General features: G+C 73.4%; 19 protein-coding genes. 8 read left to right on the forward strand and 11 right to left on the reverse strand.

Going from position 1 to position 16,042, the window contains the following annotated elements; translation table 11 throughout:
• Positions 1-41 precede the first annotated feature (41 nt).
• Complete coding sequence (locus BM223_RS21110; protein WP_038676519.1) at positions 42-647, forward strand: ACT domain-containing protein; 606 nt, start codon at positions 42-44, stop codon at positions 645-647.
• An 81-nt stretch (positions 648-728) separates the two neighbouring features.
• On the opposite strand, the gene BM223_RS21115 is transcribed toward BM223_RS21110, so the two are convergent.
• From BM223_RS21115 to BM223_RS21125, 3 genes are read right to left on the reverse strand one after another with little or no spacing between them, the layout of a single operon-like run.
• Entirely contained in the window at positions 729-1,175 is a 447-nt protein-coding gene (locus BM223_RS21115; RefSeq protein ID WP_038676521.1) for a nitroreductase family deazaflavin-dependent oxidoreductase, read from the reverse strand.
• Positions 1,176-1,213: 38 nt separating this feature from the next.
• Positions 1,214-1,552 carry a thioredoxin gene (trxA, locus tag BM223_RS21120; protein ID WP_038676523.1) on the reverse strand — a complete coding sequence of 113 codons (339 nt, stop codon included), beginning with the start codon at positions 1,550-1,552 and terminating at the stop codon, positions 1,214-1,216.
• Complete coding sequence (locus tag BM223_RS21125) at positions 1,549-1,920, reverse strand: MerR family transcriptional regulator (protein ID WP_038676525.1); 372 nt, start codon at positions 1,918-1,920, stop codon at positions 1,549-1,551. The genes trxA and BM223_RS21125 overlap by 4 nt, the downstream gene beginning before the upstream one ends.
• Positions 1,921-2,002: 82 nt before the next feature.
• Here BM223_RS21125 and BM223_RS21130 point away from each other — a divergent pair, with 82 nt between their 5' ends.
• Positions 2,003-2,356 carry a hypothetical protein gene (locus tag BM223_RS21130; protein ID WP_038676527.1) on the forward strand — a complete coding sequence of 118 codons (354 nt, stop codon included), beginning with the start codon at positions 2,003-2,005 and terminating at the stop codon, positions 2,354-2,356.
• Positions 2,357-2,374: 18 nt separating this feature from the next.
• Here BM223_RS21130 and BM223_RS21135 read toward each other — a convergent pair whose 3' ends face one another.
• Complete coding sequence (locus BM223_RS21135) at positions 2,375-4,705, reverse strand: transglycosylase domain-containing protein (RefSeq protein WP_052138177.1); 2,331 nt, start codon at positions 4,703-4,705, stop codon at positions 2,375-2,377.
• A 208-nt stretch (positions 4,706-4,913) separates the two neighbouring features.
• On the opposite strand from BM223_RS21135, the gene BM223_RS21140 reads away from it, so the two are divergent.
• The gene (locus tag BM223_RS21140; protein WP_038683329.1) at positions 4,914-5,195 is read left to right on the forward strand and encodes a WhiB family transcriptional regulator; all 282 of its coding nucleotides are present in this window, start codon (positions 4,914-4,916) and stop codon (positions 5,193-5,195) included.
• On the opposite strand, the gene bagB is transcribed toward BM223_RS21140, so the two are convergent.
• The 7 genes from bagB to BM223_RS21175 are packed head-to-tail and all read right to left on the reverse strand — an operon-like array spanning position 5,174 to position 13,202.
• Positions 5,174-6,367 (reverse strand): ArsA family ATPase, encoded by a 1,194-nt coding sequence (gene bagB / locus BM223_RS21145; protein WP_038676530.1) that lies wholly within the window; start codon positions 6,365-6,367, stop codon positions 5,174-5,176. The two genes, BM223_RS21140 and bagB, sit on opposite strands and share 22 nt — an antisense overlap.
• 2 nt (positions 6,368-6,369) lie before the next feature.
• Positions 6,370-7,368: an ATPase BagA gene (gene bagA, locus BM223_RS21150; protein WP_038676532.1), complete on the reverse strand. Its 999-nt coding sequence runs from the start codon at positions 7,366-7,368 to the stop codon at positions 6,370-6,372.
• Between the two features lie 39 nt (positions 7,369-7,407).
• Positions 7,408-9,846, reverse strand: a complete 2,439-nt coding sequence (locus BM223_RS21155) for an ABC transporter permease (protein ID WP_038676533.1) — start codon at positions 9,844-9,846, stop codon at positions 7,408-7,410.
• A complete protein-coding gene (locus tag BM223_RS21160) occupies positions 9,846-10,541 on the reverse strand; it encodes an ABC transporter ATP-binding protein (protein WP_038676535.1) in 696 nt (231 codons plus the stop codon). Before BM223_RS21160 ends, BM223_RS21155 begins: the two co-directional genes overlap by 1 nt.
• A 35-nt stretch (positions 10,542-10,576) precedes the next feature.
• Entirely contained in the window at positions 10,577-11,362 is a 786-nt protein-coding gene (locus tag BM223_RS21165; RefSeq protein WP_052138178.1) for an inositol monophosphatase family protein, read from the reverse strand.
• A complete protein-coding gene (locus tag BM223_RS21170) occupies positions 11,359-12,045 on the reverse strand; it encodes a response regulator transcription factor (RefSeq protein ID WP_038676537.1) in 687 nt (228 codons plus the stop codon). The genes BM223_RS21165 and BM223_RS21170 overlap by 4 nt, the downstream gene beginning before the upstream one ends.
• Complete coding sequence (locus BM223_RS21175; RefSeq protein WP_052138179.1) at positions 12,042-13,202, reverse strand: sensor histidine kinase; 1,161 nt, start codon at positions 13,200-13,202, stop codon at positions 12,042-12,044. The genes BM223_RS21170 and BM223_RS21175 overlap by 4 nt, the downstream gene beginning before the upstream one ends.
• Positions 13,203-13,323: 121 nt before the next feature.
• Here BM223_RS21175 and BM223_RS29270 point away from each other — a divergent pair, with 121 nt between their 5' ends.
• From BM223_RS29270 to BM223_RS21190, 5 genes are all read left to right on the forward strand, one after another.
• Positions 13,324-13,476, forward strand: a complete 153-nt coding sequence (locus BM223_RS29270) for a hypothetical protein (RefSeq protein ID WP_158510165.1) — start codon at positions 13,324-13,326, stop codon at positions 13,474-13,476.
• Positions 13,477-13,702: 226 nt separating this feature from the next.
• A complete protein-coding gene (gene sp36, locus BM223_RS29275) occupies positions 13,703-13,858 on the forward strand; it encodes a Sp36 family protein (RefSeq protein ID WP_170222494.1) in 156 nt (51 codons plus the stop codon).
• Between the two features lie 3 nt (positions 13,859-13,861).
• The gene (locus BM223_RS21180; protein WP_038676539.1) at positions 13,862-14,329 is read left to right on the forward strand and encodes a RidA family protein; all 468 of its coding nucleotides are present in this window, start codon (positions 13,862-13,864) and stop codon (positions 14,327-14,329) included.
• Positions 14,329-15,201, forward strand: a complete 873-nt coding sequence (locus tag BM223_RS21185; RefSeq protein WP_052138180.1) for an NUDIX hydrolase — start codon at positions 14,329-14,331, stop codon at positions 15,199-15,201. The genes BM223_RS21180 and BM223_RS21185 overlap by 1 nt, the downstream gene beginning before the upstream one ends.
• Positions 15,198-16,019, forward strand: coding sequence for an MBL fold metallo-hydrolase (locus BM223_RS21190; protein WP_038676541.1), 822 nt, complete (start codon positions 15,198-15,200; stop codon positions 16,017-16,019). The genes BM223_RS21185 and BM223_RS21190 overlap by 4 nt, the downstream gene beginning before the upstream one ends.
• Positions 16,020-16,042 lie beyond the last annotated feature (23 nt).

A 16,042-nucleotide genomic window follows, 5' to 3' on the forward strand; every position in this document is an offset into this window, starting at 1 on the left:
CCGCCACGTCGGCGAAACACGGGCGGGTTAGTGTCGAGTTCATGCCGTTCCTGCTGCGCGTGCTGCTGCCCGACGTCCCCGGTTCGCTGGGTCGCGTGGCGACGGCCATCGGTATGGCGGGCGGCGACATCGAGGCGATCGAGATCGTCGAGAAGCGCTCCGACGGCACCGCGGTCGACGACGTGCTCCTCGAGCTGGAGCAGGGCATGATGCCCGACTCCGTCGTCTCCGCCTGCAACGCCCTCGACGACGTCGAGGTGCTCTTCGTCAGCCGCTACCCGGCCGGCGGCAACCTGATGATGGACCTCGAGGCGGTCGAGGAGCTCACCACCGCCGCCGGCGACTTCGACAAGCTGATCGACCTCCTGCCCGCGACCTTCCGCGTCGACTGGGCCGCCCGGGTGCACCGTGCCAAGGGCGTCGTCTACGGCACCAGCGCCGCCCCCGACGTCCTCGAGTTCGTCGAGATCGAGTCCCCGACCCGCCTCGAGGCCCCCGAGGACGAGGTCACCCTCTTCGCCGCAGCCCGCCTCGACGGCAACGAGATCGTCGTCATCGGCCGCCGCGGCGGCCCCGAGTACGCCGAGTCCGAGATCGCCCGCCTGGGTCACCTCTGCGGGCTCGCGGTCACCATCGCCACCGCCTGACCACGCCACGAAGTGCGCCGGTTGCGGGTCCGAGGTGTGGATCTCGACCCCGCAACCGGCGCACTTCGGCGGGCTGGCAGATCAGGCGTCGGTGGGCTCCAGCAGGAACACGGGGATCTCGCGGTCCGTCTTCTCCTGGTACGACGCATAGGTCGGCCAGGTGGCGACGGCGTGGTCCCACCACTGCCGGCGCTCCTCGCCCTCGGCGACGCGGACCGTGTAGGACCTCGGCTCGGGGCCGTCCTGCAGGTCGACGACCGGGTGGGCGACGAAGTTGGCGTACCAGCTGGGGTTCTCGGGGGCGCCGCCCTTGGAGGCGATGGCGGCGTAGACGCCGTCCTTCTCGACGCGCATGACGGGGTTCTTGCGGAGCTTGCCGGACTTGGCGCCGACCGAGGTGATCACCACGATCGGGTCCTTGCCGCCCTGGAGGGTGTTGGCCTCGCGGCCCCCGGAGGCCTCGTAGGCCGCGACCTGGTCGCGGACCCACTTCTGCGAGCTCGGCTCGTACTCACCTTGAAGAGTCATGTCTCCACAAGATCACGACGACGGCCGCTATTCCAGGATCAGCCGGCCAGGACGTGGTCGAGCTCCCGGTCGAGCGCCGCCTTGGGCCGCGCCCCGCGCAGCTCGTGCACGGGCTCGCCGTCGCGGAAGACGATCATCGTCGGCAGGCCCATCACGCGGTAGTGCGCGGAGGTGACGGGGTTCTCGTCGCTGTTGACCTTGACCACGCGCAGGGCGCCGGCGCGCTCGGCGGCGATCGCCGCGAGCACGGGTGCGACCTGGTGGCAGGGGCCGCACCACTGCGCCCAGAACTCCACCAGCACGGGTACGTCGGAGCCCAGCACCTCGCTCGCGAAGTCGGCGTCGGTGATCTCGGGCAGGGTCGTCGTGGCGGTCATGCGTCCTCCTCGGTTCGGTAGCTCTCGGCGTCGGCGAGGAGCCCGGAGAGCTCCCCGCGCAGCCGGCTCAGCTCGGTGATGCGCTCGTCGATCTCGGCGATCCGCAGCCGGTAGGCGTCCAGGGACGCCGGGCACACGTCAGCCCGGTCGTTGCCGGCGCGCAGGCACTCGACGAAGGGCACCGTCTCGTCGGCGGTGAGGCCGAGCGACAGCAGCGCCCGGATCTCCCGGACGACGAGCACGTCGGCGGCGTCGTAGTCCCGGTAGCCGTTGGCCGACCGAGCGGGCGCGAGGAGCCCGCGGGACTCGTAGTAGCGCACCGCCTTGACGCTGACGCCGGCGCGTTCGGCGAGGTCCTTGATGAGCACGGGACGACGGTAGACCTTGACCCGTGGGGCAAGGTCAAGTCACGAGCGGGTTCCGGCTTCCGGGGCGTGCCATCCTCGGGGGATGAGCGTCGAGCACACCGAGGCCGTGCCCCGGCGGTGGGCGCCGGCGGCCCTCTCGGTCGTCGCCACCGGCGCCCTCAACGTCGTGCTCGGGTACGTGACGCTGCTGCCGGCGGCCTTCGTCGTGCTCGAGGTGTCGGTGACCTGGTTCGGCCAGGTCATCACCGAGCACAACACCGACCCGGGCTTCTACCGCGCTGCCGCGATCGTCTGCGGCGGGCTGATCGCCGTCCTGTTCGCCGGCTGCAACGCGGCGCTGGTGTACCTGCTCCCGGGCCGTCAGCAGTGGCTGTGGCTCGTGGCGCTCGCGGTGTACCCGCTGCCCTACCTCGTCGACCTGTGGTCGTCGCGGTAGCCCGGTGATGCGGCGGCGTCAGCCGTTGCCGCGCCCCTTCTTGCCCTTGCCCTTCTTGCCCTTGCCGTTGCCCTTGGGCTTGGCCGGGGACCCGTCGGAGGGATACAGGGTCACGGTGTCGCCGGTGGCGAGCTGGCCGCCGGCGCCGGGGGACGAGTAGGAGATCAGGCCGCGGGCCAGCCGGGAGTCGACCGAGCCGCCGCGGGCCACGGTGAAGCCCAGGGCCTCGAGCTCGGCGCGGGCGTCGTCGTAGGTCTTGCCGGCGACGGGCGGCACGGTGACGAGCAGCCCGGCGACGTCGGTGGACGACGGCCTGACGAAGTTCTCGTCGGGAAGCAGCGGCGCGATCGCCTTGAAGGCGTCACCCCACATCGGGCCTGCGGTGGTCGAGCCCGCGGTGCTGGCCCGGACGTAGCCGCCGATGGACTTGCCGTCGAGCGTCTGCTGGTTGCCGTTGGGCTTGACGCCCGCGACCATCGCGGCCCCGGCCAGGTTGGGGGTGTAGCCGGCGAACCAGACCGAGTAGTTGCCGTTGGTGGTTCCGGTCTTGCCGGCCGCGGGCTGGCCCGGGTTGAGCGCGGAGCCGAAGCCGCCGGGCTCGACGACGCCGCGCAGGACGTCGGAGACCGCGTCGGCGACGGGGCTGGCGAGCACCTGGGTGCACTGCTTGTCGTACTTCTTGAGCACGTTGCCCTGGGCGTCGGCGATCTGGGTGACCGGTCGGGCGTCGCAGTGCAGGCCGCGGGCGGCGAAGGTCGAGTACGCCTCGGCCATGTCGAGCGGGCTCACGTCGACGACGCCGAGGGTGAAGGACGGCTTGATGTTGTCCTTCGTCAGCGAGCGGATGCCCATCTGCTTGGCCAGCTTGTAGGGCTCGCAGATGCCGGTGGCGAGCTCGAGGTTCACGAAGAACGTGTTGACCGAGTTGCGGGTGCCCTCGTAGAGGTTCGGGTTGGCCGACGAGCTCGTGGAGTTCTTCGGCTCCCACACGCCGCTGCTCTGGTAGGGGCCGTCGCAGGTCTCGAACTTGTTCTCGGGGAAGTAGCCCGGGTTGGGCGCCGGGAAGGTCTTGGTCAGGGGGATGCCCTGGCTGATCGCGGCGGCGAGCACGAAGGCCTTGAACGTCGAGCCGGCCTGGGCGCCGTTGGCGTCGCCGTACTTCTTCGGGACGACGTAGTTGAGGAAGGTCTCGCCCTTGCGGGTGCCCATGGGGCGCGACTGCGCGAGCGCCTTGACGTTGCCGGTGCCGGGCTCGATCAGGGCGAGCGCGCCGACGGCCTGGTCGCCCTTGTAGACCTGGCCGGAGACACCCTGCTGGGCGGCGCGCTGGTAGCGCATGTCGATGGTGGTCCGGATGGTCAGGCCGCCGTTGAAGATGAGCCGCTTGCGGTCCTGGGTGGTGGCGCCGAGGGCGTCGTCGGTCATGAGCCAGCGCACGACGTAGTCGCAGAAGAACTGGGCGCCGGAGTTGAGGCAGCCGTTGGGCTGGTTCTTGACCTTGAGACCGAGCTTCTTGGCCTTGGCGGCGTCGGCGTCGGCCTCGGAGACGACGTTGAGCTGGGCCATCCGGTCGAGCACGATGTTGCGGCGGACGGTCGCCTGCGCGGGGTTCTTGGTCGGGTTGTACGCCTCGGGGCTCTGCACCAGACCGCCGAGGAGGGCGGCCTGGCGGAGGTTGAGGTCCTTGGCGTTGACGCTGAAGTAGTGCTGCGCCGCGGCCTGGACGCCGTACGCGCCGTCGCCGAAGTAGGCCGTGTTGAGGTAGCGCTCGAGGATCCAGTCCTTGCTGTGGCGCTTCTCGAGGGCGATGGCGTAGCGCAGCTCGCGGAGCTTGCGGCCGTAGGTGTCGTCGGTGGCGGCCTTGCGCTCCTCGTCGGTGTCGGCCTGGTTGAGCAGGGTCAGCTTGACCAGCTGCTGGGTGATCGAGGAGCCACCCTGGGCGACGCCGCCGGAGGCCTGGTTGGTGAGCAGCGCGCGCATCGTGCCCTTGAGGTCGAGCGCGCCGTGCTGGTAGAAGCGGAAGTCCTCGATGGCGACGATCGCCTCGACCATGGTCCGCGAGATCTGGCGGAGCGGGACGTTGACCCGGTTCTGGTCGTAGAGGGTCGCGATGGTCTTGCCGTTGATGTCCTCGATCTCGGTCCGCTGCGGGAGCTGCTCGGTCTCGAGCTCCTGCGGGAGGTCGTCCACGGACTCGGCCACGTTGCGGGCCGAGAAGCCGACCACGCCGGCGAACGGGATCGCGAGACCGGCCACGACGACGCCGAGCACGGCGGCGACGAGGAGCATGACGCCGAGGTGGGAGGCGATCTTTCCGGGCGGCAGACCGTCGAACCGGGTGCGGGACATGCGGCTCAGGGTACGGGACGGGCCCTCATCGCTCCGAGTCGCCGAAGTCGCTCCGCCCCACCGCTCGTAGTCCATTGTGACTAGAGAGGTTGGGCCCAATGAGCGGTGTCGGTATTGGCGATACTCCTTTACTTTGATTCGGTCGAGGAGAACCAAGCGCTGTGGGGGTGCTGGCTCCTCGGATGTGGGAACCATTCAGGGGACAACTATGTGGGTAGATGACTGGGCGCCTCGTGCTGCCTGCCGGGACCAGCAGCCCGACCAGCTCTTCGTCCGTGGGGCGGAGCAGAACAAGGCCAAGCAGGTCTGCGCCGGCTGTGCCGTGCGCACCGAGTGCCTCGCCGAGGCACTCGACAACCAGATCGAGTGGGGTGTCTGGGGCGGAATGACGGAACGGGAGCGCCGCGCGCTCCTGCGCCGCCGCCCGCAGGCCTCGTGGCGCAAGGTCCTCGAGGACGCGCGGGACCGTCAGGACCCCGCGACCGTCTGACCGAGGAGCGCACCGACGGTGCGCAGGCCGTGGAGGTCGTGGACGTCTCCGGCCAGGGCCGGTACGACGGCCGTCGCCACCTGCGGGTGCGCGGTCGCGAACCGGTCCCGGAGCGCGCGCTCGCGCTGCACCATGCGCACGCGGTCGGCGTGCAGCCGGAGGAGTCCGGCGGTCAGCGACGCGGGGTCGGTACGACGCAGCCGCTCCGCCGCGGTCATCGCCTCGTCGGCGGACAGCTCGCCGCCGGGGTCGGGGCTGGCGCGGTTGACGACGAGCCCCGCGAGGGGCATGTCGTCCTCGCTGAGCCGCTCGACGAAGTACTCGGCCTCGCGCAGCGCGTCGGGCTCGGGAGCGGCGACCACGAGGAACGCCGTGCCGTCGGCCTTGAGCAGCGAGTAGGTCTGCTGCGCGCGCTGGCGGAAGCCGCCGAAGACGGTGTCGAGCGCGGTCACGAACGTCTGCAGGTCCTTGAGGAACTGGGCGCCGAGCACCTTGGTCAGCGCGTTGGTGATGAGGCCGAGGCCGGCCGTCATCAGCTTGGCCGGTCCCTTCGCGGGCACCAGCAGCAGCCGGACGAAGCGGCCGTCGAGGAAGCTCGAGAGCCGCTCGGGCGCGTCGAGGAAGTCGAGCGCCGAGCGCGACGGCGGGGTGTCGACCACGATCAGGTCGTACGTGCCGGACGCCTGCGCATCTCGGTGAATCTGGCCGAGCTTCTCCATCGCCATGTACTCCTGCGTGCCCGCGAACGAGCTCGACAGCGCGATGTAGAACGGGTTGGCCAGGATCTGCTGCGCCTTCTCGGGGCTGGCCTGGGAGAGCACCACCTCGTCGAAGGTGCGCTTCATGTCGAGCATCATCGCGTCGAGGCTGCCCGTGCCCTCGACGCCGGTGACCGGGCGTGGGGTGTTGTCGAGCTCCTCGATGCCCATCGACTGGGCGAGCCGGCGCGCCGGGTCGATGGTGAGGACGACGACCTTGCGGCCCCGCTCGGCCGCGCGCAGCGCGAGCGCGGCACTGGTGGTGGTCTTGCCGACGCCGCCCGAGCCGCAGCACACGATGATGCCGGTGGTGGGGTCGTCGAGGAGCGCGTCGACGTCGAGCGCGCCGGCGCGGCGGCCGGGCGCGGTGGCGGGGCCGACGCGGGAGGGGCGCTGGGTGGAGCTGCGTGCCATGACTACGCCATCCCCTGCTCTCGGAGGAGTCCGGCGAGCTCGTAGAGCCCGCCGAGGTCGATCCCGCCCGCCATCCGCGGCAGCTCGTACGACGGCACGTCCAGCGCGGCGACGAGGTCGCGCTGGGAGTCCTCGAGCGCGCGGCGCTCGGCGTGGTCGGCGGCCTCGGCGAGCAGCCCGTCGACGAGACCGGGACCGACCTCGAGCCCGCCGTCGGTGAGGTCCTGCTCGATCCGGGTCCGGTCGAGGGTGCCGGCCCGGGCCGCGGAGAGCTGCTCGTCGGTGAGGTCGCGCGGGCGGACCTGGTTGACGACGACGCCGCCGACGGGGAGCCGTGCGGCGCGCAGCTCGGTGATGCCGTCGGCGGTCTCCTGGACCGGCATCTCCTCGAGCACGGTGACCAGGTGCACGGCGGTCCGCGGGGAGCGGAAGAGCGTCATCATCGTGTCGGACTGCGACTTGATCGGGCCGACCTTGGCCAGCCCGGCGAGCTCGTTGCTGACGTTGAGGAACTGGGTGATCCGGCCGGTGGGCGGCGCGTCGAGCACCACGGCGTCGTACTCGATGGCGCCCTTGTTGCGGCTGTTGCGCTGCACGGCCTCGTAGACCTTGCCGGTCAGCAGCACGTCGCGGACGCCGGGCGCGATCGTGGTCGCGAACTCGATGACGCCGAACCGGTCGAGCGCCTTGCCGGCGCGACCGAGGCGGTAGTACATCGAGAGGTACTCGAGCAGCGCCGACTCGGCGTCGATGTGGAGCGCGTGGACGACGCCCCGGCCGCCGTCGGCGTCGGGGAGGCCGGTGGTGAGCCGCCGCTCCTGGTAGGGCAGCGGATCGACGTCGAACATCCGGGCGATGCCCTGGCGCCCCTCGACCTCGCACAGCAGCACGTTCTTGCCGCGGGTGGCCAGCGCGAGGGCGAGCGCGGACGCGACGGTGGACTTGCCGGTGCCACCTTTGCCGGTGACCACGTGCAGGCGGACCTTCCCCCAGTCGCTCACGAGGGCAGAGCCTAGCGAGCGACTGGGGAGGTGGGGGCGCTACTCCAGCGCGAGCCCGGCTGCGGGCGTGACCTTGGCCGCCCGGCGCGAGGGCACGACCGCGGCGAGGAGGCCTGCCAGGGCGGACGTCGCGACGACCAGGGCGAGCTGGCCCCAGGGCAGGACGACGTGCGCGCCGTCGACCGCCGGCTCGACCAGCGCGCGGACGCCGGCCCAGGCGAAGAGCACGCCGAGCGTGGTGCCGACGAGGGTGGCGACGACGGCGAGCAGGACGGCCTCGGCGGCGAGCATCCGGCGCACCTGGCGGCGGGTGAGGCCGAGGGCGCGCAGGAGGGCGTGCTCGCGGCCGCGCTCGAGGACGGACAGGCCGAGCGTGTTGGCGATGCCGACCAGCGCGATCACGACGGCGATGCCGAGCAGGCCGACGACGCCGCCGGTGACGACGTCGAGCTGGACGTCGACGTACGAGCGCCGGGCGAGGCCGTTCTGGAGGCCGGCTCCGACGGGGGAGCCGATCGCCTCGACGGACCCGGCGAGGTCCTGCGGGTCGGCACCGTCGGCGGCGCGCAGCCAGACCGCCTGGGTGGCGGCACCGGGTGCGAGCCGGTGCAGCGTGGAGGTGCTCACCAGGGCGGCCTCGCCCCAGCCCTCGCCGCCGACGACGCGCAGCCGCGCCGACCGGTCGCCGACGGTGACCACGACCCGGTCGCCCGGCTCGACGCCGTCGCCGAGCAGGTCCCAGGGGACGACGACCTGGCGCGAGCCGACCGACGGCAGGTCGCCGTGCAGGACCGGCCGGACGCCGGTCGCCGCGCCGGAGGGCTCGGCGACCACGGGGACCTTGCCCAGGCCGGCGATCTCGGCCGGTGCGCCGGGCACGCTGACCGCCCCGTCGACGCCGTCGATCGCGCCGAGCCGGGTGACGACGTCGGGCGGCAGCGTCGCGGTGCCGGTGACGGCGAGGTCGACGGGGTACTGCTCGTCCATCTCGGCGGACAGGGCGGTGCGCGAGCTCGCCATCCCGGTGAGCACCGCGGTGGTGAGGGTGACGCCGATGAGGAGCGAGGCCGCGGTGGCCGCCGTACGGCGGGGGTTGCGGACCGCATTGCCGGCGGCCAGCCGGCCGACCGGGCCCAGCGCGCGGTGGGCGAGCCGGCCCGCGGTCCGGATCAGGCCGGGCACCAGGACCGGGCCGAGCAGCAGGACGCCGACGAAGGTGCCGGCGCCGCCGACGACGAGCACGGGCGGGCTGGACGCCGCGACGGCGGCCGCGAGCGCGGCGAGGCCCAGGGCGACGACGGCGAGGCCGACCACCACCCGGACCCGGCCCGTGCGGGTCGAGACGCGAGTGCTGTCGTCGGGCCGCAGCGCGGCCAGCGGGCTGACCCGGACGACACGCCGGGTCGGCAGCCAGGCCGCGACGAGCGTGACGCCGAGCCCGACGGCCGCGGCAGCGATCAGCCAGACCGGGGCGACCTCGGCCGGGCCGAGGCGGGCGCTGGGCCACTGGTGCCGGACCAGGGCGACCAGGCCGTGGCCGAGCCCGAGCCCGCCGAGGACGCCGGTGACCGCGGCGAGCACGCCGAGCGCGAGCGACTCGAGCCGGACCGAGCGGACCACCTGGCGGCGGGTCGCGCCGACGCAGCGCAACAGCGCGAAGTCCCGGGCCCGCTGGGCGAAGAGGATCGCGAACGTGTTGTTGATGACCAGGACCGCCACCAGCAGCGCGATCGCGGCGAACAGCAGCACGACGATCGCGATCACGTCGACGCCGTTGTTGACGTCCTTCTGGAGCTTCTGGACGTACGCGTCGACCGCGACCGTGTCCGCGTCGGGGACGACGTCGTCGATCGCGCCGCGCGCCGCGGCGAGGTCGCCGGAGCCGCTCCACGCCAGGCTGGTGACGTAGAGCCGGTCGGTCCAGCGGGCCAGGTCGGACCAGAGCAGGTAGACCGACGCCACCGAGTACGTCGACGGCGAGTCGACGAGCCCGGTCACCGTCACGTCGAGCGCACCGGTGCCGGTGCCCACCCGCAGGTGGTCGCCGACGCCGATCTCGCCGACCTTGGCGGCGTTGACGTCGACGACGGCCTCGCCGGGACCGCTGGGGAAGCGGCCGTCGACGAGCTTCTGCCAGCGCCGCTCGGGACGATCGGGCACCTGGCCGACGTCGGCGCTGCTGTCGAGGACCTTGCCGTCGCGGGCGACCTGCTGGGTGGTCCAGCCGATCATCCAGGCGTCGGCACCGGACTTCGCGGCGGCGTCGATCAGCCGGGCGGCGTCCTCGGGGGAGGGATCGTCGACGACCGCGTCGGCGCCCGCGTAGGGCTCGCCGATGCCGGCGCTCAGCCCGTTGCGGACCGACGACGAGAGGGCCGCGGTGACCACGATGAAGACGACGCCGACGACGATCGCGAGCAGCGCGGCGCCGTACCGCCGGGTGTGGGTGCGGAGGGAGGCGAGGAGGACGGTACGCATCAGGCTGCGACTCGGCTGGCGATCTGGCCGTCGGTGAGCACGATGACGTCGTCGGCGTAGCGCGCGGCCTCGGTCTCGTGGGTCACCATGACGACGGTCTGACCGAGCTCGCGTACCGAGCGGCGCAGGAACGCGAGGACCTCGGCGGACGTCGTGCTGTCGAGGTTGCCGGTCGGCTCGTCGGCGAAGACGATCGCCGGCGCGGTGACGAGCGCCCGCGCGATCGCGACCCGCTGCTGCTGACCGCCCGACATCTCGGCCGGCCGGTGGGTGAGCCGCGAGCTGATGCCGAGCGTGTCGACGACCTGCTCGAACCGCGCCGCGAGCGCGGGCTCGCGGCGGTCGCGGCCGGCCAGCTCGGTGGGCAGCCAGATGTTCTGCGCGGCGGTCAGCATCGGCAGCAGGTTGAACGCCTGGAAGACGAAGCCGAGGTGGTCGCGCCGGAAGCGGGTCAGCGCGTCGTCGTCCAGCCCGGCGAGCTCGCGCCCGGCCACGGTGACGCTGCCCGACGTGGGCTGGTCGAGCCCGGCCAGGCAGTGCATGAGCGTGGACTTGCCGGAGCCGGAGGGCCCCATGATCGCGGTGAACCGGCCGGCCGGGAGGTCGAGGTCGACGCCGCGGAGGGCATGGACCAGGGTGTCGCCGTGGCCGTAGGACTTGGTGAGGCCGCGGGTGCTGGCGGCGAGATCGGTCATGGCACCGAGCCTGGTCGAGCGCGGGCCGCGGATCGTCAGGCCACGGGTTGATCCGGGGTCCGACGTGGGGTGGACAAGGCCGGCGCGACCAGGCGGACGAGCGCGTCGTGCGTGCGCTCGTCGGCGGCGGCCAGCAGGCCGCGACCGCTCTCGACGGCGCCGCCGTGCAGGTCGGTGACGACGCAGCCCGCGGCCCGGCACAGCGCGATCCCGGCGGCGAAGTGGACGCTGTCGTGGAGGGTGCCGGGGGCGCCGTCGGTGACGTAGCCGGCACGCTGCCCGGTGGCGACCCAGGCCAGCGCGAGCGTGGTGGACAGCACGCGCGGCCCGAACACCCGCCGGAAGGCGGGATCGGCGGCGAGCTCGGCGCCGACGAAGGGCCGGTCGGTCGGGCCGTCGGCGTTGAGGTCGACCAGGCCCGAGGCGGCCGACGGGGTCGGGGGCGCGTCGGTCGCCCAGGTCTCGCCGGCGAGCGGGTCGACGACGGCCGCGGCAGTGGTCACGCCGTCGACCTGGAGCGCGACGTTGACCGCGACCAGGGGAGTGGCGGTCGCGAAGTTGAGCGTCCCGCAGAGGGGATCGACCAGCCAGCGCCGGGTGGCGCCGCGGTCACCGGTGGCGCCGAGCTCCTCGCCGACCACGAGGTCGCCGGGGCGCTCCCGGGCCAGCACGTCGAGGATCGCCCGCTCGGCGGCCACGTCGGCGTCGGTCGCGAAGTCGAGACCGTCCTTGGCGTGGCGGACCAGCGTGCCGCCGTACCGGGCGCGGACGACGGCGGCGCCGGCCTCGGCGGCGGCGCGCGCGACCCGGGCGTCGCTCACGGCCGGACCAGCCCCGTCTCGTAGGCGAGGACGACGAGCTGGACCCGGTCCCGCGAGCCGGTCTTGGCGAGCAGCCGGCCGATGTGGGTCTTCACGGTCGCCTCGGAGACGACGAAGTCGGCGGCGATCTCGGCGTTGGACAGGCCGCGTCCGACCAGGACGAGCGTCTCGCGCTCGCGCTCGGTCAGCGCGGCGAGCCGGTCGTCACCGTCGGCCGTGCCGGGGCCGCCCGTGGCGCCGGCGGGCAGCGCGGCCGCGAAGTGCTCCAGGAGGCGCCGGGTGGTGCTGGGGGCGACGACGGAGTCGCCGGCGTGGACGGTGCGGATCGCCCCGAGCAGGGTCTCGGGCGTGGCGTCCTTGAGCAGGAAGGCGGCGGCGCCCGCGCGGATGGCGGCGAACGCGTACTCGTCGAGGTCGAAGGTGGTCAGCACGATCACCTGCGGCGGGTCGGGGCGCTCGGCCAGGCGCCGGGTGGCCTCGACGCCGTCGAGGCGCGGCATCCGCACGTCCATGAGGACGACGTCGCAGCGGGTCACCGCCAGCCGCTCCAGCGCCTCGCCGCCGTCGCCGGCCTCGCCGACGACAGCGAGGTCGGGCTGGCTGTCGATGAGCATCCGGAAGCCGGCGCGGACCAGCTCCTGGTCGTCGACGAGGAACACCCGGATCGGCTCTCCCTGGTTCACAGGGGGATCCTCGCGCACACCGCGAAGCCGCCGTCCGGCGCGGGGCCCGCGGTGAGGGTGCCGTCGTGCGCCGCGACCCGCTCGCGCATGCCGGTCAGGCCCAGGCCGCGACCGTCGTCGTGGGCGGCCGCGCCACGGCCGTCGTCGGTGACGACGATCTCGAGCGTGCCGCGCTCGGTGCCCACGACGACGGTGGCCGCCGCGCCGGGACCTGCGTGCTTGCGGACGTTGCTGAGCGCCTCCTGCACGATCCGGTACGCCGTCAGCGCGACGCCGTCGGAGACCGGGGTCGCCGCCCCGGGGAGCTGCGCGTTGACGGACGTCCCCGCCGCCTGCGCCTCGGCGACCAGGTCGGCCAGGTCGGTGAGCCGCGGCTGCGGTGTGGTCGGCGCGCCCTCGGCCCGGAGGATGCCGAGCATCCGGCGCAGCTCGGCGATCGCCTCGCGCCCGGTCGCGGCGATGGTGCCGAGCGCCGGCCCGGTCACCGACGGGTCGTGCGCGGCGGCGGCCCGCGCGCCGTCGGCCTGGACCACGATCGTGGTCAGCCCGTGCGCGACCACGTCGTGCATCTCGCGGGCGATCCGGTGCCGCTCCTCGATCGCGGCGAGCGCCGCCTGCTGGGCGGCCTCCCGCTCGAGCCGCTGGCCACGCTCGACCAGCGCGTCGACGTACGCCTGCCGGGTGCGGCCGAGCGTGCCGAGGGTCCAGGCGACGACGACGAGGAGCGCGATCGTGATGAAGTACGCGGTCACGTTCTCCGGCGTCGTCATGTTGGTGCCGAAGCCGCGCAGCCAGTCGACGGCGGCGATCGCGGCGCCCACGACACCCGTCCCGAGTGCCGCGAGAGCCCACCGCGCGCCGGCGTACCGGGCGACGGAGTAGGTCGCGACGGGGAACGCGAACTGGCTCCACAGCGGGGTGTCGGTGAGGACCGCCTGCGCCGCGCAGCCGAGCGCGACCGCGGTGAAGACCGGGAGCGGGTGCCGGCGGCGCCAGAACAGCGGCACGATCTGGACCAGCATCAGCAGGCCCTCGACCACGTCGACGAAGAACAGGTAGGGGAAGACCGGCAGCAGCAGGAACACCGTCAGCCCGACGTCGAACCACCGCTCGCCGCGCGGGCCCAGCCGCCACGGCTGTCGGTCGGCTCGGGTCACCGGGCCACCGTAGACGGCCGGGCGGGGGCGGACGTCAGACCACGGGTGGATCCTGACCCCGCGGTGGTCCTTCCGTGGGCCGCCGCGGCGGCCTAGCATCGGCGTACCGGAAGGAGTCGCCATGGCCGAGCAGTCCAGGTCCGAGCGCTACCGCCACCTGCCCCCGCCGATCGACCCGGCGAGCCTGCGCACCGCGCAGGACGTCGATCCACCTCCGCCCGAGGAGGACGACCACTACCGCGAGCTGCTCTGGGTCGTGAACCGCTACGGCTGAGCCCCGCGGCGAGCCGTGTTGCCGGTCGTCGGGGGAAGCGCCGGCGACGTGAGCGGCGGGAGCGACGAAGGAGCGACCGGAGCGGAGGTGCCGCGCCTTTCCCCGAGCCGGCCGCCCGGCCGCCGAGCCCCCTTCCGCACCGCGGGCGAGGACGGCGGGCGCGGCAGCGTGGCGTGACGGAGGAGCGACACGCTCGCGCAGGACGGCACTGAGTAAGGTCAGCGCCATGACCAAGTGGGAGTACCAGGTGGCGCCCGTCCTGAACCACGTCGCGGCGCAGATCCTCAACAACTTCGGCCAGGACGGGTGGGAGCTCGTCACGCTCATCCCCGGCCAGGGTGGCAACGACATCGCTTACTTCAAGCGCCCGATCGAGGGCTGAGCGGTGCCGACCCCCGAGGAGCGCCTGGCCGCGCTCGGCCTGGACGTCCCGGACGTCGTCCCGCCGGTGGCGGTCTACGTCCCCGCCGTCCGCAGCGGCGACCACGTCTACACCGCCGGCCAGCTGCCGATGCGCGACGGCGCCCTGATGGCGACCGGCAAGGTCGGCGCCGAGGTCAGCGCGGACGACGCCTATGCCTGCGCCCGCCAGTGCGCGCTCAACGCGATCGCGGCGATCCGCTCGATCGCCGGCGAGCTGAGCAACGTCCGGATCGTCAAGGTGGTCGCGTTCGTCGCGTCCACGCCCGACTTCACCGGTCAGCCGGGGGTCGCGAACGGTGCGTCCGAGCTGCTCGGCGAGGTCTTCGGCGACGCCGGCGTGCACGCGCGCTCGGCGGTCGGCGTCCCGGTGCTGCCGCTCGACGCGCCCGTCGAGGTCGAGGTGATCGCCGAGATCGTCGGCGCCTCCTGATGATCCCGCTGCCGCCGGTGCCGCTGCCCGCACACCTCGCCGACCTCGCCGCCGAGTACGCGGACGGACGGCGCGAGCCGGCCGCGCCGCGCGACGCGGCGACCGTCGTCCTGCAGCGGGCGGGCGCCGACGGGCGGCCGGAGATCTACCTCCTGCGCCGGCACACCACGATGGCGTTCGCCGGGGGCATGTGCGTGTTCCCGGGGGGCGGCGTCGACCCGCGCGACTACGACCACACCGTGGCCTGGGCCGGGCCCACGCCCGCGGAGTGGGCGGCGCGGCTCGGCACCACCGAGGACGTCGCGCGGGCGCTGATCTGCGCGGCCGTGCGCGAGACGTTCGAGGAGTCCGGGGTGCTGCTCGCCGGCACCTCGGCCGACAGCGTGGTCGCCGACACGACGAGCGACGACTGGGAGGCCGACCGGGTCGCCCTCGAGTCGCGCGCGCTGTCGATGACCGACTTCCTCGACCAGCGCGGACTCGTGCTGCGCACCGACCTGCTCGGCATCTGGAGCGGCTGGCTGACGCCGGTCTTCGAGCCGAAGCGCTACCGCACCTGGTTCTTCGTCGCCCGCCTGCCCGAGGGACAGGTGACCCGCGACGTGTCGAGCGAGTCGTCCGAGGTGGTCTGGATCCCGGCTGCCGAGGCCGCCGACCAGGCCGACCGCGGCGAGCTCGCCATGCTCCCGCCGACGTACCTGACCTGTCTCGAGGTCGGCACCCACGCGACGCCGGACGACGTCCTCGCGGCCAGCACGTCGCGCACGGTCGAGATGTTCACGCCGTCGGTCGAGCCGCTGGGCGAGGGCTTCACGCTCTCGATGCCCGACTGGCTGCGGCCGCTGGTGGCGGCACGGCGGGCCGTGTCGTGAGCGAGGCCTGGACCGGGGGACCGTACGGCGACCGCGGCCGCTGCGTGCTCGCGCCCAACCCGGGGATCATGACGCTCGACGGGACGAACACCTGGATCCTGCGCGAGCCCGGCTCCGGCCGCTCGATCGTCGTCGACCCCGGGCCGCTCGACGACGGCCACCTCGACGCCGTCGCCGCCGTCGCCGGCGAGGTGGACGCGGTCGTCGTCACCCACCACCACTACGACCACACCGAGGCCGCGCGCTCCTTCGCCGAGCGGATGGGCTGCGGCGTGCGCGGGCTCGACCCCGAGCAGTGCTGGCGCGCGGACCCGCTCGCCGACGGCGAGGTGCTCTCCGTCGGCGGCCTCGACGTCGAGGTGCTGACCACGCCGGGGCACACCACCGACTCGATCTCGCTGCTCGTCGAGGCCGACGGCGCGCTGCTGACCGGCGACATGGTCCTCGGCCGCGGCACCACGGTGATCGTGCACCCCGACGGCGACCTCGGCTCGTACTTCGACTCGATCGCCCGGATGCGCGCGCTCGTCACGTCCGGCCGGGTCGCGTCGCTGTGGCCGGCCCACGGACCGGTCCTGCCCGACGCGGCCGGCGTCCTCGACCACTACGTCGTGCACCGCCGCGACCGGCTCGCCCAGGTCGAGGCCGCGCTGCCCCGGCTCGGCCTGTCGCCCACCGACCTGCCGCCCGACGTCGCCGAGCACCCGACGCTGCCGCGCCAGGTCGTCGAGGTCGTGTACGCCGACGTCGACTCCTCGCTGTGGGACGCCGCCGAGTCGTCGGTGCGGGCCCAGCTGGCCTACCTCGCGCGCCGCTGACCAGACGTTTTGGCGGTAGTTCG

This window comes from Pimelobacter simplex (assembly GCF_900114845.1).
Lineage (GTDB): Bacteria > Actinomycetota > Actinomycetes > Propionibacteriales > Nocardioidaceae > Nocardioides > Nocardioides simplex.